We start from the raw sequence: 16,523 nt of genomic DNA on the forward strand, positions 1-16,523 counted from the left end.
ACGCCGGTTCGATAAAATCAAATCCATGCCTTTTGCGAAGCAAAAGGCACGCCGTCAAAGAAGCCGAGAGCGATCACCCGGTTTTGGTTGTTAGCCATAGTCGCTCTTCTAAGAAACGGCATGTACGGCGCTCGCCCGCGAACGCCAATAAACCGCCTAAAGGGACAAGCTACACAGTGAAAAAGCTTTTAATTGTGCTCAGCTTGTGTCCCTCACAGCGGCCAAGAGCAAGAAATTCTCCATCCGCGCCGTATACCCGGCACTCGCCTCGAAGCGGCTCCGGGAGCTCTTCCTTGGACAGCACCAGGGTCATGCCGTTGCGCAGCTTCCGCTCCGCCTCCGGCCGAAGAATCAGGATGGGCCGTCCGGCGAAGTAGGCATCAATGGGCAAAAGCAGGGAAAGGGGCTCCTCTGCCGCCTGCACCTGCTCCAGAGTAACGGCCTCTGCCAGAGAAAAGCCCGCAGCCATAGTCCGGCGCAGGCTGCTCATGCAGCCGCCGCAGCCCAGAGCCTGCCCGATGTCGTGGCACAGAGTACGCACATAGGTGCCCTTGGAGCAGCGTACCCGGATCGTAAACTCATCAGGGGCACGCTGTTCCTCCACCGTCAGGGCGTGGATGGTGACGGGGCGGGCGGGACGCTCCACCTCCCGGCCCTTCCGGGCCAGCTCGTAGAGCTTCTTGCCGTTGATTTTGATGGCGGAGTACATGGGGGGCACCTGCTGAATGTCTCCCCGGAAGGCCGGGAGCACCGCCTCCAGCTCCTCCGGCGTGACAGAGACGGGGCGCTGTTCCAGCACCTCGCCGCTGGTGTCCTGGGTGTTGGTGACAAGCCCCAGCTTCAGTCCGGCGACGTACTCCTTTTCTCCCTCGCTGGCGAAGGAGACGGCCCGGGTAGCCCGGCCCAGAAAGACAGGCAGAACACCGGTGGCCATGGGGTCCAGGGTGCCGGCGTGGCCCACCCGCTTTTCGTGGAAAATGCCCCGCAGCTTGGCGCACACATCCATGCTAGTCCAATCCTGGGCCTTATCAATTACAAGAATACCATTAGGCATGGAAGGACCCCCTTTCCTCGCGGCGCAGCCCAGCGAAGCGGGTGCGGCGCGAAAAGGAGGAGCCGCACGCCTGGATAAGCCCTTTTGCCCTGGCGAAGGGGCGTTTCAACAGGGCGGGCTCCGACGCGGTCCAGTCCTGGGCCTTATCAATCACAAGAATTCCGTTAGCCATGCTTCACCTGCCGGATGGCGTCCAGCACCGCCTGCTTGGCCTGGGCCATGGTGCCCTGGGTCATTCCGCCCGCGGCAGCGGCGTGGCCGCCGCCGCCCAGCAGAGCACATACCTGACTGGCATTGAGACGCTGGGTGTCGGTGCGCAGAGAAATCTTCCACTTGCCGGGGGACAGTTCCCGCAGGGTGGCGGCGTTGTAAACGCCCTCCACCTGGCCCACAAAGTTGGCAATGTCCTCCAGGTCCCGTTCATCCGCCCCCACCTGGGCCAACATATCCAGACTGACGGCGGCCAGGGCGGTCTCACCGTTGTCGTGGAGCTCCATGGACTGGGCAATGAGGCCCTCCAGCTGCAGCCGCTTCATGGTCTTGGTGCGGAAGTGGCGCTTGTTCAGCTGGGCCAGGGGGATGCCGCAGTCAATAAGCTGGGCAGCGACGCGATGGGTGTCGGAGGTGGTGTTGCCGTACTGGAAACAGCCGCAGTCAGTGGAGATGGCCACATAGAGAGTGGTTCCCATTTCTGGAGTAATTTGGCAGAATTGTTTCACGATGTCGTACATCAATTCGCCGCAGGCGGCCCGCTTGGCGTCCAGGCAGGTCTCTTTGGCAAAAAATTCCTGGGAGGGGTGGTGGTCGATGGCCAGATCCACCTTGTCCAGATAGACCTGGGCGTTGTCGGGAAAGAGCCCCCGGGCGGCGATGTCCACCGACACCACGGTGTCGGGCACAAAGGAGTCGGGAGCCAGCAGCCCCTCCAGGTAGGGAGAGAAGAGAGGGGTGGTCTCGGGGTTGGGCAGAACATGGGCGGTCTTGCCCGCCTGTCGCAGGGCCAGACAGAGCCCGGCGGCGCAGCCCACCGTGTCGCCATCAGGCCTCACGTGGGTCAGAATGAGATAGTTGTCATGGGAGCGCAGAAAATCCGCTGCCTGCTGTGGGGTCATGGTATTCACTCCTCGTCCAGATGGATGTGTTCGTTGGCGGGATTGGCGGGCTTGACGATGTCAGGGTTGCGCAGCATCTCTAGGATGTGGGCACCCTGATCGATGGAGTCGTCCCGGATAAAGGTGAGCTCAGGGGTGTTGCGCAGGTTGAGGGCGTGGCCCAGCTCCCGGCGCAGATAGCCAGCTGCGGACTTCAGACCCTTGAGCACCTGCTCACAGTCGCTCTTGTCCAGCACACTGATATAAATTTTGGCGTATTTCAAATCGGGGGTGGTATCCACTGCGGTCACGGAGATCATTCCGGTCACCCGGGGGTCCTTGACCGTGGGAATAAGGGAGGACAGCTCCCGCTGGATTTCTTCGTTGATGCGTCCGATTCGGTTGTTTGCCATGGTGTTGTTCTCCTTTCCGGGCAGAGAGCTGCCCGCAGGTTTTCAGTCAGATGGTAATGGTCATCCGGCACTGACCGGGGATATAGTTCCGTACCGGGGGATTGCACAGCTGGTCCAGCGTGTCCACGCCTAAGTCGGCAAGCTGCCCGCGGAAGTGGGGCACATGGGTTTCGCGGTCGTCACCCACCCACAGGTTCCATAGCTCCACCTGTTCGCCCGGGGTGCCATTGGTCTCCAGATAGGTGCGCAGCTGCTCTGCGTCCTCTTCCGTGGCCGCCAGGTTCAGTTCGTACTGGAATGGCTTCATCTCCAGACCAAGACTGTCCACCGCATCCCGGTAGTATTCGTGGTCCTGGACGGAGAAACCAGGGACTTCCACTGTAAAACCGCCGGAGACGGTGATCCGGCGCAGATCCGGGTCGTACAGGGGCATCGGGTGGTCGGCGGCCAAAAGGAAGACGCAGCTCATGGTGTACCTCCTGTCGCAGTGCAAAATAAGCGAAACAGGGCGGGCGAAAACGCCCGCCCTGCTTTGGGGTTTCAATATTCAGGAAAGCTCCCATACCATGGGGGAACGACAGAACATTTATTCTGCCTTGTGCATTACACCTCGATCTGCTCCATGAGGAAGGCCTCGATGATGTCGCCCTCCTTGATATCCTGGAATTTTTCGAAGGTGATGCCGCACTCGTAACCGGCGGCAACCTCTTTCACGCTGTCCTTGAAGCGCTGGAGGGAGGCGATGGAGCCGTCGTAAATGACGATGTTGTCCCGCAGCAGACGCATCTGGGCGTTACGCTGCATCTTGCCGTCCAGCACGTAGCAGCCGGCCACCATGCCCACGCCGGTGATACGGAACACATTGCGCACCTCGGCGCGGCCCAGGTCCACTTCCTTGAACTTGGGGGCCAGCATGCCCTTCATAGCCGCCTCAATCTCGTTGATGGCGTCATAGATAACCCGGTACATGCGCATATCCACATTCATCCGGGCAGCGGACTCCTTGGCGTTGGCATCGGGGCGGACATTGAAGCCCACGATGATGGCGCCGGAGGTGGAGGCCAGCATAACATCACTCTCGCTGATGGCGCCAACGGCGCAGTGGATGACCCGGACCCGAACCTCGTCGTTGGAGATCTTCTCCAGGCTGGACTTCACGGCCTCGGCGGAACCTTGGACGTCGGCCTTGACGATGACGTTCAGATTCTTCATCTCGCCGGCCTGAATCTGGCTGAACAGGTCCTCCAGGGACACCTTGCCCACGGGGTTGGCGGCAGCGGCCTTTTGCTCGTGCTTGCGCTGCTCCACCAGCTCACGGGCCATGCGCTCGTCAGCCACGGCGTGGAAGTCGTCGCCGGCGCCGGGCACTTCGCCCATACCGATGATCTCCACGGGGACGGAGGGGCCGGCCTCGGTGACCTTCTGGCCCTGAGCGTTGGTCATGGCGCGGACACGGCCCACGGCGGTGCCGGCAATGATCACGTCGCCCTGGTGCAGGGTACCGTTCTGGACCAGCAGGGTGGCCACGGGACCGCGGCCCTTGTCCAGACGGGCCTCAATGACGGCACCGTGGGCGGAGCGGTTGGGATTGGCCTTCAGTTCCCGCATCTCAGCAGTGAGCACCACCATGTCCAGCAGGTTGTCAATGCCCATGCCGGTCTTGGCGGAAATGGGGCAGATAATGGTGTCGCCGCCCCACTCCTCGGGCACCAGCTCATACTCCGTGAGCTGCTGCATGATACGGTCGGGGTTGGCAGTAGGTTTATCCATCTTGTTGATGGCGACAATAATGGGAATCTCAGCGGCCTTGGCGTGGTTGATGGACTCCACGGTCTGGGGCATGATGCCGTCGTCGGCGGCCACCACCAGAATGGCCACATCGGTGATCATGGCACCGCGGGCACGCATGGCGGTAAAGGCCTCGTGGCCGGGGGTGTCCAGGAAGGTGACAGGACTGCCCTTCACATCCACCTGATAGGCGCCGATGTGCTGGGTAATGCCGCCGGCCTCGCCGGAGACCACGTTGGCGTGGCGGATATAGTCCAGAAGGGAGGTCTTGCCGTGGTCCACGTGGCCCATAACCACCACAACGGGGGCGCGGGGGACCAGATCCTCTTCCTTGTCCTCGGTGGTATCGATGAGCTTCTCCTCAATGGTGACCACCACTTCCTTCTCCACCTTGCAGCCCATCTCCTCGGCGATGATGGCGGCGGTGTCGAAGTCAATGACGTCGCTGAGGGAGGCCATGACGCCGTTCTTGATGAGGCACTTGACTACCTCGGCGCCGGTCTTCTTCATGCGGCTGGCCAGCTCGCCCACGGCGATCTCGTCGGGGATGAGCACCTTGACGGGGGCCTTCTTGGCGATCTCCAGCTGCAGACGGCGCAGACGCTCCTGTTCCTCCTGGCGGCGCTTGTTGCCGAAGTTGCCGGCCTGCTTGCCGCCGCGCTGACGCTGGGCATTGCGGCCCTGGAACTTCTGCTTGCCGCCCCGGTCCTGCTGGCGCTCCGAGGTGAAGGACTCCAGACGCTCGTCGTACTTGTCCAGGTTCACCGCCGGGCCGCCGCGGGTATCCACCACCTTCTTGGTGGGGATGCGGGAGATGGGCTTGGAGGGAGCCTGAGTCTGAGGCTGGCTCTGAGTCTGGGTCTGCTTGTTCTCCTGGTGCTGACCGCCGGCCTGCTGGGGCTGAGCCTGCTGCTTGGGCTGGTTCTGGCCCTGCTGGGGAGCGGGCTTGGCCTCCGCCTTGGGGGCGGCGGGCTGAGCCTTGGCCTTGGGGTCGTGGTAGACGTCGGCGTACACCGACTCGATGGAATCGATCTGGTTGTGCTGGGTGAGATACTCAAACACAATGGACAGCTCCTGATCGGTCAGGGGCTGCATGTGGTTCTTGGGCGGGTGGTTATACTGGGTCAGAATGTCCATGATCTCCTTGGAGGGGAGCTCCTTGGAACCCTTCTTAAAATCCTTGGCCACCTTGTGAATGGGATATTTTATCATCATAGGGGAAGCCACCTCGTTTCTTAGGGATTGTGCCGGAACTTACCGGTGAGACGCCGTGTGCCGGGGCCGGACTTGGGGGGATGGGCGGGACGGACGGAGCCGTCCTTGCCGTGCCGTGCCGCGGCACCCGGGCGGGGCGGCTTCGGCTTGGCGGGGGATTTGGAAGGACGGGCCTCAGAGGGCGTGTCCTTGACTTCTTTTGGGGGCGGAGCCCAGGGCTTGTGCTTGCCCTGACGCAGGTTCTTTTCGTGCTGACGGCGCTCCTTCTGACGCTGAAGGGCGCGGCTGGCCTTTTCCCGCAGCTGCTCGGCGGCAGGGCCGTAGCGCTCCGGGTCCCGCAGGGCCAGCTTCTCAGCCACGGCCGAGGCAAGGCCAGAGTCCGTGAGGGCCAGCATGGCGCAGGAGCCCCGGCCCAGGTGGAAGCCCAGCTCCTCCTTGGTAAAGGGGAGCTCCAGCCACAGCACGTTTCCGGCCTCACCGAAGTGGGCGCAGCGCCGGCGGGTGTTGAGGGCGGCGTCCTGAGCCAGCAGAACCAGCTTGGCGTGGCGGGCGCGGCAGACGGCGCCCACCGGCTCCTCACCGATTTCCAGCAGGCGGGCCTTCCGGGCTACCCCCAGGAGGTGGAGGATGGGATCATTGGGCATCCTGAGGCACCTCCTTCATCTGCTGCTCCAGCGCCTCCCACACCGGGTCGGGCAGGGGGGCGGAGAAGGCCCGTTCCAGGGCCTTGGCCTTCCGGGCCTTGCTGAGGCAGGCGGGATTGGGGCACACGTAGGCGCCCCGGCCGGGGAGCTTGCCCTTGAAATCCAGGCTGACCTCACCCTCAGGGGAGCGCACCACCCGGATGAGCTCTTTTTTCGGTTTCATTTCCCGGCAGCCAAGGCACTGGCGCATGGGAATCTTTTTGGGCATGACCGCACCACCCTTATGTTGGAATTGAAAATGGGGAGACAGAAATCAGGCCAGGGGGGTCTCCTCCTGGGCGGGAGTCTCCTCCGCGGGGGCCTCGTCCTCCACGAACAGGTCCTCCTCAGAGGCCTCGATGGGCTCCAGGGGGGCGGAGGCGGGCTTGATGTCAATCTTGTAGCCGGTGAGCTTGGCGGCCAGGCGGGCGTTCTGGCCCTCCTTGCCGATGGCCAGGGACAGCTGGTCGTCGGGCACCACCACGCGGCAGCTCTTGCCCTCGGGCAGCTCCTCCACGCTGATGACGTCGGCGGGAGACAGAGCGGCGGCAATGTACTCGGCAGGATTCTCGGAGTACTTGATGATGTCCATCTTCTCGCCCTTGAGCTCCTCCACGATGGTGTTCACGCGCTGGCCGCGGGGACCGACGCAGGCACCGATGGGATCCACGTTGGGGTCAGCGGACCAGACGGCCAGCTTGGTGCGGGAGCCCGCCTCGCGGGCCACGGACTTGATTTCCACAGTGCCGTCGTAAATTTCGGGTACTTCCAGCTCGAAGAGGCGCTTGACCAGACCGGGGTGGGTGCGGGAGATGAGCACCTGGGGACCCTTGGTGGCCCGGCGGACCTCGGAGACGTAAATCTTCAGCCGCTGGCCCTCCACGTAGTGCTCGCCCTTCACCTGCTCGTTGGCGCTGAGGTAGGCGTCAGTGAACTCGGAGCCGGAGTGGATGCGCAGGGTGACGGAGCCGTTGCGGGGGTCAATGCGGGTGACCACGCCGGTGAGCAGCTCGTGCTCCTTGGAGCAGAACTCGTCATACACCATGCCCTGCTCGGCCTCCCGGATGCCCTGGATGATGACCTGACGGGCGGTCTGGGCGGCGATGCGGCCGAAGCTCTTGGGCTTGATCTCAATGCGCACCACGTCGCCCAGCTGGGCCTGGGGCAGAGCAATGCGGGCCTCCTCCAGGCTGATTTCAGAGGCGGGATTGTCCACGGTCTCCACCACGTCCTTCTTCAGGAAGAGACGGACGGTGGCGGTCTCCTGATTGGCCTCGATGACCAAATTTTCTCCCACGCCCTCATGGTCCCGGCGGTAGGCGGAGAGAAGGGCCTGGGTAATTTTTTCCATCATATAGCCGGGCTTAATGCCCTTTTCCTGCTCGATCTGAGCAATGGCGGCGAAAAACTCCTTGCCGTCCAGCTCGTTGCTGTTTCCCTTTTTGGTGGTTTTCTTAGCCACGATCTTCTCCTCCTAATGTTAAAAGCGGGGGTACAGCCGTACCAGCGCAATGTCTTTTTTCGTAAACTCCATGGGGGCGGCGCCCACCTGGATGGTCACATCTCCGTCGGCGTAGGCGGTGAGCACGCCAACATAGTCCTTCCGTCCGTCCCGGGGGCGGTAGAGCTTAACCTCCACCTCCTGGCCCTGGAACTGGGCGAAGTGCTCGGGCTTTTTCAAAACCCGGTCAGCCCCGGCGGAGGACACCTCAAAGGTATAGCTTCCCTCAATGGGGTCGGCCTCATCCAGGGCGTCGGACAGGGGACGGGAGACGGCCTCGCAGTCGTCAATGGAAATGCCGCCCTCCTTGTCGATGTAGACCCGGAGGAACCACTCGCCGGCCTCCTTCACATATTCCACATCCCACAAAGAGCAGCCCGCGGCCTCCACAAAGGGGGCGGCCAGCTGGGCCACGGTATCAGTTACTTTTGCCATGGGACACCTCCTGAGCGGGCCGGAAGGCGGAGCTCCGGCCGGTTTGGTCAATCAAAAAGAGCGGAGCCGAAACCCCACTCTTACCAATACTACCATAAATAACATCCATACTATACCACAAAGCCGGAGGGATTGCAAGGGGACGGGGCGAAGTTTTTTCCAAAAACAAGGTCCGGGAGCAAAAAAAGATGTGAAAAAACTGGGGAAAGAGCGAGGTATTACCAGTTTCACCCCAAGAAAACGGCGCATACTAGAATGCGGATGGAACCTCCGAGGGAAACAAGAATGGGAGGATGCGCAGAGATGGGAAGACAATGGACGGCACTTGCTCTGGCGGGCGCGCTGGCGGTGACGCTGACGGCCTGTGGTTCCGATAAGAATATGACCGACACCAACTCCTCCGGCAGCATGGCCGGGCAGGCCGGATATGCCCGTACCGGCCGGGCCGGCTATGCCAACCGGGGGCGGGTAACCAATGATTATATGGAGGATGCCCGCTACCGTGCCGGATCGGACGGAAAGGTGGATGGCAAAGACAGCACCACCTCCCGGGACCTGACCCAGGACGCCCGGGATATGCTAAAGGATGCCGGAGACGCGGCCCGTGATGTGGGCCGGGGCATGGAAAAGGCCGCAAAGGATATTATGAACCAGTAAACGCGGCAAAAGCTATCTTGAAAAGGCAACAGGTCCGCGGCAGCGCTTCGCTGCCGCGGACCTGTTTTGTCATTTCGTCATTTGGAGCCCCGGGACTTTCCACGGGGTTTGGCGTTGGGCTTGGGCTTTGCTTTGGCCCAGCCCGCCTTCCGCTGGGGCTTGGCAGGGGAGCTGTTCCGCTCGGCGGTGTGCCGCCCGTCAAAGCGCTCCTTCCGCCCGTCGCCGGAGGGTTTTCCTCCCTTGCGGGCGGGAGGGGCGGAGGGCTTTTTGCCGCCGCTCCGGAACTCACCCTCGGGCCGGCCCTGGGCGGCCTGCCCCTTGTCGGGGCGGATGAGACAGCGCTTGCCGTAGCCAATGAGATCTTCCCGTCCCGTCTTGTGGAGGGCCTCCAGCACCAGCTTCCGGTTCTGGGGCTTCCGCCACTGCATCAGGGCCCGCTGGAGGGCCTTGTCGTGGGGCGTCTTGGGCACGAAGACGGGCTTCATGGTGCGGGGGTCGAGACCGGTGTACCACATGCAGGTGGCCAGAGTGCCCGGAGTGGGGTAGAAGTCCTGGACCTGCTCGGGCATGTGGCCCTGCTTGTTGAGCCACTCAGCCAGCTGCACCGCGTCCTCCAGGGTGCAGCCGGGGTGGGAGGAGATGAGGTAGGGTACCAGATACTGGTCCTTGCCGTAGCGGCGGTTGAGCTTAAAGTACTTCTCCCGGAACTTTTCATAGACCTCGATGTGGGGTTTGCCCATGTAGTCCAGGGTGTGGTTGACGCAGTGCTCCGGGGCCACCTTCAGCTGGCCGGAGATGTGGTACTGAACCAGGTCGGTGAAAAATTCGCCGCTGGGGTCCTTCATCAGATAGTCAAAGCGGATGCCCGACCGGATGAACACCTTTTTCACCCCGGGGATGGCCCGCAGCTTCCGCAGCAGCATCATGTAGTCGGTGTGGTCAGCGTCCAGGTTGGGGCAGGGCTCGGGGGCCAGACAGGCCCGGTTTTTGCACATGCCGTACTTCAGCTGTTTCTGGCAGGAGGGGCGGCGGAAGGTGGCGGAGGGGCCGCCCACGTCGTGGATATAGCCCTTGAAGCCGGGGTGGTGGGTGAGGGCGGTAACCTCCCGGATGACGCTCTCGTGGCTGCGGCAGGAGATGGTCCGCCCCTGATGGAAGGCCAGGGAACAGAAGTTGCAGGCCCCGAAGCAGCCCCGGTTGTGGGTGACGGAGAAGCGCACCTCCTCGATGGCGGGCACGCCGCCCATCTCGTCGTACATGGGGTGGGGCTCCCGCACGTAGGGGAGCTCGGCCACCCGATCCATCTCCTCGGTGGTCAGGGGGTAGGCGGGGGGATTGACCAGGAGAAAGTCCCGGCCGTGCTTCTGGAGAATGGCCTTGCCCACCACCGCGTCGTGCTCCAGATACTCCACCATGTTGGCCCGGGCGTAGGCCTCCTTGCTGGAAGATACCTCCTCAAAGGAGGGAACCTCCACCTTGGGGTAGGCGCATACGCCGGGGAACTTGACGGCCACGCAGGTGCCCCGCACGTCGGTGATTTCGCTCACCGGGGTGCCGCTGGCCAGGCGGGCGGCAATCTCTACCGAGGCCTTTTCACCCATGCCATAGGTGAGGATGTCCGCTTGGGCATCAAAGAGGATGGAGCGGCGCACCTTGTCCTCCCAGTAGTCGTAGTGGGCGAAGCGGCGCAGGCTGGCCTCCAGCCCGCCGATGACGATGGGGATGTCCCCGAAGGCCTCCCGCACCCGGTTGGAGTAGACGATGGTGGCGTGGTCGGGGCGCAGGCCGGCCTTCCGCCCGGGGGAGTAGGCGTCGTCGTGGCGGCGCTTCCGGGCGGCGGTGTAGTGGGCCACCATGGAGTCGATGTTGCCCGCCGAGATGAGCACCCCCAGCCGGGGACGGCCCAGGGACGCAAAGGCGTCGGCGCTGTGCCAGTCGGGCTGGGACAGGATGGCCACCCGGTAGCCCTCCGCCTCCAGCACCCGGCCGATAATGGTGGGGCCGAAGGAGGGATGGTCCACATAGGCGTCTCCGGTGATGAGGAGAAAGTCATAGAAGTCCCAGCCCCGGCGGTCCATGTCGGCCCGGGAGACGGGGAGGAACAAATCGCGGTCAAAGCTCATGGTGTGCCTCTTTTCTTTGGTGTGGTTGGGGGGATGGCAAAGGGAGCGGTTACCGCCGCTCCCTCACCTCGGAACGCCCCACCAGATAGTCCAGACTGACGTCGAAGAAGTCGGCGATGGCGATCAAACCCTTGAAATCCGGATACCGTGTGGCATATTCATAAGCCTGATAGGAATTCAGTGCCAGTCCAAACTCAGCCGCCATCTCGCGCTGTTTTAAACCGCGTTCCTTTCGCAGCTCTTTGATGCGTTCACAAAACTGTGCCATAACTTTGCCTCCGGAACCTTGACAATCACTTTGAGTGAGTATATCATATAATCACTCAAAGTGATTAAAATAAATGAGGTGATTGGATGCAGGACCTGTTGAAAAACATCCTACGGCAGGAGACCGAAACGGCCCAGGCCGCCTGGGAGCTGCTCAAGACCCTGCCCGACTACAACAAAGCCCGGCAGGAGCTGGAAAAAGCGACGGAGACCATCCGGGCCCAAGTGGATTTTCCCACCTACAACGCCTGGGAGAACGCCTGGCTGGCCTGCTGTTCCTATGAGCTGCGTACGTACTTCGCCCTGGGGCTGGGCCTTCGCCGGGAATTCATCCGGGAACTGATGCTGTGAGGAGTATTTACCGGTCGTAGCCGATGTACTTCTCCATAATGTCCAGGGGCACCCGGCTGCCCTGCTCCTCGCCCACCTTCACGAAGCCGTATTTTTCGTAAAAGCGCTTGGCGGTGGTGTTGTAGGGGGCGCAGCGCAGACGCAGCTTGTCCCGGCCCATGGGACGGAAGTAGGAGACAGCCTGGCCGATGAGCTGAACGCCCAGCCCCTTGGCCCGCCGCTCCGGCATCAGATAGAAGAAAGGTATGTAGCCCGCGTTGTCCTGGCTGTACCGCTGGGTGTCCAGTTGGATGAGACCGGCAATTTCGTTGTCGGCCATGGCCACGGTGACACCCCAGGGGGACTGCTCCAGATGGAGCCGGGCGTCCCGGAGGAAGCTCTCCCCGTCAAAGGGCACGTCGGAGCCGTGGGTAGAGGTCCAGGCCTCCCGCCGGGCCTCCAGGTAGATTGCCTCCTCGGTCTTCCAGTCCAGGGGGCGGTACCACATGTTTACATCCCGCTGCTTGCTCTCCTTACGCCACCAGGCCTGTTTGCCCAGGGTGGACAGCTCATCCCCCAGATGGGAGTTGTCAATCTCATAAATGACGTGGAAACGGTCGTTTTCAAAGGCCAGACAGCTGACGCTGGTGTTGTCGCCGTGGGCCTGGCCGCGCCACTCCTCCGGTGTGAGACCCTTGATATCGGAAAGAGCCTGGCGGATAGCGGTACCGTGGCTGAACACGGCCACCGTCTGGTCCGGATGGGAGCGGGCGATGTCATAGAGCGCCTCGCACACCCGCTGTCCCACGGCGGCAAAGGTGTCGCTCCCCTCCACCTGCCAGGTGGGGTCGCTGTGGTTGAAGCGGCGCATGTCCTCCAGATGGAAGTGGTAGGCCTCACCCCAGGGGATGTCCTCCCACACGCCCATGTGGATTTCCCGCAGGCGGGGATCGGTGTGCAGCTCCAGCCCCTTGGGCCGGTACACCGCCCGGGCGGTGGTCATGGTGCGGTACAGGTCGCTGGAGTAGACCGCGTCCACGTGGACGTCCTGAAACCGCCGCTCCAGCGCCGCGATCTGGCGGAAGCCGTTGTCGGTGATGAGGGCGTCGTACCAGCCGTGAATCCGGCGGTACACGTTGCCCTCTGCCTCCGCGTGGCGAACGAGATAAATGGTGGTCATAAACTGAAAATTCCTTCTTACTGTTCAGAATTTGGCGTGGATTGGCGCTCTCCCCGCATCTCCACGTGGATGAGCAGGGACAGCAGGGCCCGCAGGAGAATCACCGCCCCCAGCACCAGCAGCTCATTGAGCTCCTGCACCAGGACGGTTTTCAGAATCTCCGCGGCCATTTTAAATTCCAGGCTGGTGGCCAGGCCGTTGGCCAGGTCAAACTTCACGTCCCGGGGTACGTGGGTGACCAGACCCTTGCAGTAGGCCCAGAAGGCCCGCAGGGCGGAGATCACCACCACAATAATGCCCATCAGCTCACACAGGGAGATAATAGGGGGCAGAATCAGCTTGACAAATTCCTCCAGCACGGCCTTGGCCTCCTTTGCCGAAACGTAGGGGTCCTTTTATGCCCAGGGCTGCACGGCGCCGGTGAGCTGGCTCACCTTGGCAAGGCCCTGCTTTGCGGCGATGTCCCGCAGCCCGTCCCGCACGGTGAGGGGGGCGTAGGGGTCGGCGAACATAGCGGTGCCCACCGCCACGGCGGTGGCGCCCGCCAGCATCAGCTGGGCTGCGTCGGAGCCCTTGCTCACGCCGCCCATGCCAAGAATGGGCACCTTCACGCACTGGGCGACCTCCCAGACCATCCGCACCGCCACCGGGAGTACCGCCGGGCCGGACAGACCGCCGGTGTTCATCTTCAGCACCGGACGGTGGGTGTTCACATCAATGCGCATGCCGCGGATGGTGTTGATGAGGGACAGGGCGTCCGCGCCAGCGCCCTCCACCGCCCGGGCAATTTCGGTGATGTCGGTGACGTTGGGGGAGAGCTTTACCATCACAGGTACCTTGCCCGCGTGCTTCTTGGCCACCTCCGTCACCTCAGCGGCCAGCTCGGGCCGGGTGCCGTAGGCCAGACCGCCCGCCTTCACGTTGGGGCAGGAAATGTTGACCTCGATCATGTCTACCCCGGCTCCGGCGAGCTTTTCGCACATAATGCCGTACTCCTCAGGGGTGTTGCCCGAGATGTTGGCGATAACCTTCACGTCATACTGACGGAGGAAGGGGAGCTCCTCGGCGATAAAGGCGTCCACGCCGGGGTTCTGCAGGCCCACGGAGTTTAGGATGCCCATGGGCGTCTCCGCAATACGCGGAGCAGGATTTCCTTCCCGCCGGTGGAGGGTGAGTCCCTTGGCGCAGATGCCGCCAATCTCCCCAAGGTCATAGAACTGGCCGTACTCCCGGCCGAAGCCGTAGGTGCCGGAGGCCACGCAGATGGGGTTTTTCATGGTCATGCCTGCCAGGGTGACGGACATGTCCACCTCGGGCAGCGGCTGCTCCGGGGCCGCGGGGCGGACAGAGGGATTGGGCTTTTCCGGGGACGGATTTTCACCGCAGTCCACCGCCTCGGGGAGATAAACAAACTTCTTCTCAGGCATCCCAGTTCACCTCCCTGGAATCAAAGACCGGGCCGTCCTTGCACACGTGCTTCCGGGAGCCGTCGGCCATGTCGCAGGCGCACACCAGACAGGCGCCTACGCCGCAGCCCATCCGCTCCTCCATGGAGACCTGGCAGGGAACGCCGAATTCCTCGGCCACCCTGGCCACGTTCCGGAGCATGGGCTTGGGGCCGCAGGCCAGCACGCCGTCGTAATTCTTGTCCTCACTCAGCTCCTGGCGGACCAGGGCGTCCACAAAGCCGTGGTAGCCCAGGGAGCCGTCGTCGGTGGCGATGAGCACCTTGGCGCACTCATCGTTGAAGCAGTTCTGCAGGATGACCTTGTCCGCGGACCGGCCGCCCAGAATGGCGGTGGAGCGGCCCTGGGTGTACTGGGCGCAGCCACGCATGGGGGGGATGCCGATGCCGCCGCCCACCAGCAGGTAGCGGCCCTCCGGCTTTACGTCAAAGCCGTTGCCCAGCATGCCCAGCACGTCCACGCTGTGGCCAACGGGGCGGTTGGCCAGCCACTCAGTGCCCTCGCCCCGCACCTCAAAGACGATGGCCAGGGTGTCCTCCGGCTCGTCCTCCATGCAGGAGCATACAGAGATGGGACGGCGCAGCAGCAGGCCGTCGCCGCACTTTACGTGGACGAACTGCCCCGGTCCCTTGCAGGAGGTGCGCACCATGTCGCCCACTTCCAGCACCATATAGACCGCGTCGTGGTTCAGCCACTCCTTGGATACGATTTTACACTTACGCTCTACCTTCAAGCTTCATCACAACCTTAATGCAGAATCCGCCGCGCCGGGCGGAACCTTATTTTTCCCAGGGGGGCTTGCGCCACCTGCCCGGCCGGGAGGAGTCCGTTTTGGGCGGCTTGGGGCGCTGCCCGCTGGCGGCCATGCGTGCCGCGCAGCTGGGACATCCAATCCTGGGACTGTGCTTGGTGCCGCAGACCGGGCATGTGACCGGCTCTTCCGGCTCCTCCTCGGGAATAAACTGGGAGGAAAACTGCGCGTCATATAGCTCAATTTTGCCGCAGCGGGGACAGGAGAACAGGTCCACCTCATAGCTGGGCAGTCCCAGAGAGGAGAGACCTCCATAGCCATCCTGACCGATGAAAAAATTCCGCAGCCTGCACTCCAGTGTGGCGCCGCAGGCGGAGCAGAGCTTGCCCGTATTTACATTGGCATGAACCATTTCCCGCTCCTGCAGATGGGGGGAGTCCAGAATCTGCTTGCCCAGCGCCTCCCGCTCCTTGGGGGAGGCGTGCTGCAGCTGCCGGTCACAGTCGCTGCACACAATTTGTTTTGTGCCGTGGAAGTCCAGCTTAATCTGGTCCAATATTCCGACTTTCTTGCCGCAGAGTACGCAGTTGGCCATAACATTTCCTCCTTGGCACAGGTGCAGGTGGATTACACCACCGTCACAAACTGCTTGATGTCATCCCGCATGGCGATAGCGGCGTTCCGGGCAGCTTCCTTGAAGTCGTGACCGTCTCCGCCGGTCTTCTTCCAGGCGCACATGATGCCCCGGGAGGAGTTGACAATGGCGCCGTGGCCGTACTTGTCAAAGGCGTACTGCACGTCCTCGGCGGTGCCGCCCTGAGCGCCGTAGCCGGGCACCAGGAAGAAGGTGTGCTCCAGACGCTTGCGGAGCGCCCGGATGTCGGAGGGATAAGTGGCCCCAGTGACGGCGCCGGCCATGGTGTAGCCGTACTTACCCTCGGTGCCCTTGGCAATGCGCTCGTTGAGGTCGCCCATCACCTGATACACCAGCCGGTCCCCGGCCACGATGTCCTGAAGCTCGCCGGAGCCGGGGTTGGAGGTCTTCACCAGTACGAACACGCACTTGTCCTCTCCCTTGGCGGCCTCCAGGAAGGGGTTGATGGAGTCGGAGCCCATATAGCCGTTGAGGGTGACGCAGTCCACGTCGAAGGACTTGAAGGTCTCGCCCTCGATTTTGGCCCCGGACAGCCAGCCCTCAGCGTAGGCGGAGGCGGTGGAGCCGATGTCGCCCCGCTTGATGTCGGCGATGACGAAGAGGCCCTTCTCCTTGGCGTAGCGGATGGTGCGCTCCAGCATCTCCATGCCCTGCCAGCCCAGATTCTCATAATAGGCGCTCTGGGGCTTGACGGCGGGGACGATGTCGCACAGGGCGTCAATGAGGCCCACGTTGAACTGGTAAATGGCCTCGCAGGCTCCCTTCAGCCCCACGCCGTACTCCTCGAAGGCGGCCTTGCGGATGTGCTCGGGGACATACTCGATGCGGGCGTCCAGCCCGGCCACCGTGGGGTTTTTCATGGCGCGGATTTTATCCTGCAGTACATCAAAAGACATGAAACTCTTCCTCTCTCT

Annotated in this window: 19 protein-coding genes; 2 read left to right on the plus strand and 17 right to left on the minus strand. The window is 62.7% G+C overall.

Annotated features, from left to right (window positions below; genetic code table 11):
- Nucleotides 1-169: 169 nt before the first annotated feature.
- The 9 genes from truB to rimP all read right to left on the minus strand — a co-directional run bounded on the left by truB (nt 170) and on the right by rimP (nt 8,180).
- Nucleotides 170-1,054 (minus strand): tRNA pseudouridine(55) synthase TruB, encoded by an 885-nt coding sequence (gene truB, locus AC3YUO_RS05285; RefSeq protein ID WP_489961994.1) that lies wholly within the window; start codon nt 1,052-1,054, stop codon nt 170-172.
- Between the two features lie 164 nt (nt 1,055-1,218).
- Entirely contained in the window at nt 1,219-2,166 is a 948-nt protein-coding gene (locus AC3YUO_RS05290) for a DHH family phosphoesterase (protein ID WP_489961995.1), read from the minus strand.
- 5 nt (nt 2,167-2,171) lie between these two features.
- Nucleotides 2,172-2,558, minus strand: a complete 387-nt coding sequence (rbfA, locus tag AC3YUO_RS05295) for a 30S ribosome-binding factor RbfA (protein WP_489961996.1) — start codon at nt 2,556-2,558, stop codon at nt 2,172-2,174.
- Between the two features lie 46 nt (nt 2,559-2,604).
- On the minus strand, nt 2,605-3,027 hold the full coding sequence (locus AC3YUO_RS05300) for a hypothetical protein (RefSeq protein WP_489961997.1): 423 nt from the start codon (nt 3,025-3,027) through the stop codon (nt 2,605-2,607).
- 134 nt (nt 3,028-3,161) lie between these two features.
- On the minus strand, nt 3,162-5,561 hold the full coding sequence (gene infB / locus AC3YUO_RS05305; RefSeq protein ID WP_489961998.1) for a translation initiation factor IF-2: 2,400 nt from the start codon (nt 5,559-5,561) through the stop codon (nt 3,162-3,164).
- A gap of 20 nt (nt 5,562-5,581) precedes the next feature.
- Nucleotides 5,582-6,205, minus strand: coding sequence for a L7Ae/L30e/S12e/Gadd45 family ribosomal protein (locus tag AC3YUO_RS05310; protein ID WP_489961999.1), 624 nt, complete (start codon nt 6,203-6,205; stop codon nt 5,582-5,584).
- Nucleotides 6,195-6,473, minus strand: coding sequence for an RNase P modulator RnpM (rnpM, locus tag AC3YUO_RS05315; protein WP_118641101.1), 279 nt, complete (start codon nt 6,471-6,473; stop codon nt 6,195-6,197). Before rnpM ends, AC3YUO_RS05310 begins: the two co-directional genes overlap by 11 nt.
- A gap of 45 nt (nt 6,474-6,518) precedes the next feature.
- Nucleotides 6,519-7,706, minus strand: coding sequence for a transcription termination factor NusA (gene nusA, locus AC3YUO_RS05320; protein ID WP_489962000.1), 1,188 nt, complete (start codon nt 7,704-7,706; stop codon nt 6,519-6,521).
- A gap of 18 nt (nt 7,707-7,724) precedes the next feature.
- On the minus strand, nt 7,725-8,180 hold the full coding sequence (gene rimP, locus AC3YUO_RS05325; RefSeq protein WP_489962001.1) for a ribosome maturation factor RimP: 456 nt from the start codon (nt 8,178-8,180) through the stop codon (nt 7,725-7,727).
- A 303-nt stretch (nt 8,181-8,483) separates the two neighbouring features.
- On the opposite strand from rimP, the gene AC3YUO_RS05330 reads away from it, so the two are divergent.
- Complete coding sequence (locus tag AC3YUO_RS05330; RefSeq protein WP_489962002.1) at nt 8,484-8,837, plus strand: hypothetical protein; 354 nt, start codon at nt 8,484-8,486, stop codon at nt 8,835-8,837.
- 77 nt (nt 8,838-8,914) lie between these two features.
- On the opposite strand, the gene AC3YUO_RS05335 is transcribed toward AC3YUO_RS05330, so the two are convergent.
- A complete protein-coding gene (locus AC3YUO_RS05335) occupies nt 8,915-10,960 on the minus strand; it encodes a YgiQ family radical SAM protein (RefSeq protein WP_489962003.1) in 2,046 nt (681 codons plus the stop codon).
- 49 nt (nt 10,961-11,009) lie between these two features.
- Nucleotides 11,010-11,228, minus strand: a complete 219-nt coding sequence (locus AC3YUO_RS05340) for a helix-turn-helix domain-containing protein (protein WP_118641106.1) — start codon at nt 11,226-11,228, stop codon at nt 11,010-11,012.
- An 86-nt stretch (nt 11,229-11,314) separates the two neighbouring features.
- Here AC3YUO_RS05340 and AC3YUO_RS05345 point away from each other — a divergent pair, with 86 nt between their 5' ends.
- Entirely contained in the window at nt 11,315-11,578 is a 264-nt protein-coding gene (locus AC3YUO_RS05345; RefSeq protein ID WP_489962004.1) for a hypothetical protein, read from the plus strand.
- Nucleotides 11,579-11,585: 7 nt separating this feature from the next.
- Here AC3YUO_RS05345 and AC3YUO_RS05350 read toward each other — a convergent pair whose 3' ends face one another.
- The 6 genes from AC3YUO_RS05350 to pyrF all read right to left on the minus strand — a co-directional run bounded on the left by AC3YUO_RS05350 (nt 11,586) and on the right by pyrF (nt 16,505).
- The gene (locus tag AC3YUO_RS05350; RefSeq protein WP_489962005.1) at nt 11,586-12,737 is read right to left on the minus strand and encodes a GNAT family N-acetyltransferase; all 1,152 of its coding nucleotides are present in this window, start codon (nt 12,735-12,737) and stop codon (nt 11,586-11,588) included.
- Nucleotides 12,738-12,754: 17 nt separating this feature from the next.
- Nucleotides 12,755-13,096 (minus strand): DUF1622 domain-containing protein, encoded by a 342-nt coding sequence (locus AC3YUO_RS05355; protein WP_489962006.1) that lies wholly within the window; start codon nt 13,094-13,096, stop codon nt 12,755-12,757.
- 36 nt (nt 13,097-13,132) lie between these two features.
- A complete protein-coding gene (locus tag AC3YUO_RS05360; protein ID WP_489962227.1) occupies nt 13,133-14,056 on the minus strand; it encodes a dihydroorotate dehydrogenase in 924 nt (307 codons plus the stop codon).
- A gap of 100 nt (nt 14,057-14,156) precedes the next feature.
- Nucleotides 14,157-14,936 carry a dihydroorotate dehydrogenase electron transfer subunit gene (locus tag AC3YUO_RS05365; RefSeq protein ID WP_489962007.1) on the minus strand — a complete coding sequence of 260 codons (780 nt, stop codon included), beginning with the start codon at nt 14,934-14,936 and terminating at the stop codon, nt 14,157-14,159.
- Nucleotides 14,937-14,982: 46 nt separating this feature from the next.
- A complete protein-coding gene (locus AC3YUO_RS05370) occupies nt 14,983-15,549 on the minus strand; it encodes a hypothetical protein (RefSeq protein ID WP_489962008.1) in 567 nt (188 codons plus the stop codon).
- 32 nt (nt 15,550-15,581) lie between these two features.
- The gene (gene pyrF / locus AC3YUO_RS05375) at nt 15,582-16,505 is read right to left on the minus strand and encodes an orotidine-5'-phosphate decarboxylase (RefSeq protein ID WP_118641116.1); all 924 of its coding nucleotides are present in this window, start codon (nt 16,503-16,505) and stop codon (nt 15,582-15,584) included.
- Nucleotides 16,506-16,523 lie beyond the last annotated feature (18 nt).

The organism is Pseudoflavonifractor sp. HNCC25GI2 (assembly GCF_058136395.1).

Bases quoted from the DNA above. Each gene is read 5' to 3' on its own strand.
- rimP (WP_489962001.1), bottom strand. From the start codon at position 8,180: ATGGCAAAAGTAACTGATACCGTGGCCCAGCTGGCCGCCCCCTTTGTG.
- AC3YUO_RS05345 (WP_489962004.1), top strand. From the start codon at position 11,315: ATGCAGGACCTGTTGAAAAACATCCTACGGCAGGAGACCGAAACGGCC.
- rbfA (WP_489961996.1), bottom strand. From the start codon at position 2,558: ATGGCAAACAACCGAATCGGACGCATCAACGAAGAAATCCAGCGGGAG.
- pyrF (WP_118641116.1), bottom strand. From the start codon at position 16,505: ATGTCTTTTGATGTACTGCAGGATAAAATCCGCGCCATGAAAAACCCC.
- AC3YUO_RS05330 (WP_489962002.1), top strand. From the start codon at position 8,484: ATGGGAAGACAATGGACGGCACTTGCTCTGGCGGGCGCGCTGGCGGTG.
- AC3YUO_RS05300 (WP_489961997.1), bottom strand. From the start codon at position 3,027: ATGAGCTGCGTCTTCCTTTTGGCCGCCGACCACCCGATGCCCCTGTAC.
- truB (WP_489961994.1), bottom strand. From the start codon at position 1,054: ATGCCTAATGGTATTCTTGTAATTGATAAGGCCCAGGATTGGACTAGC.
- AC3YUO_RS05370 (WP_489962008.1), bottom strand. From the start codon at position 15,549: ATGGCCAACTGCGTACTCTGCGGCAAGAAAGTCGGAATATTGGACCAG.
- AC3YUO_RS05290 (WP_489961995.1), bottom strand. From the start codon at position 2,166: ATGACCCCACAGCAGGCAGCGGATTTTCTGCGCTCCCATGACAACTAT.
- AC3YUO_RS05335 (WP_489962003.1), bottom strand. From the start codon at position 10,960: ATGAGCTTTGACCGCGATTTGTTCCTCCCCGTCTCCCGGGCCGACATG.
- AC3YUO_RS05310 (WP_489961999.1), bottom strand. From the start codon at position 6,205: ATGCCCAATGATCCCATCCTCCACCTCCTGGGGGTAGCCCGGAAGGCC.
- AC3YUO_RS05340 (WP_118641106.1), bottom strand. From the start codon at position 11,228: ATGGCACAGTTTTGTGAACGCATCAAAGAGCTGCGAAAGGAACGCGGT.
- infB (WP_489961998.1), bottom strand. From the start codon at position 5,561: ATGATGATAAAATATCCCATTCACAAGGTGGCCAAGGATTTTAAGAAG.
- rnpM (WP_118641101.1), bottom strand. From the start codon at position 6,473: ATGCCCAAAAAGATTCCCATGCGCCAGTGCCTTGGCTGCCGGGAAATG.
- AC3YUO_RS05350 (WP_489962005.1), bottom strand. From the start codon at position 12,737: ATGACCACCATTTATCTCGTTCGCCACGCGGAGGCAGAGGGCAACGTG.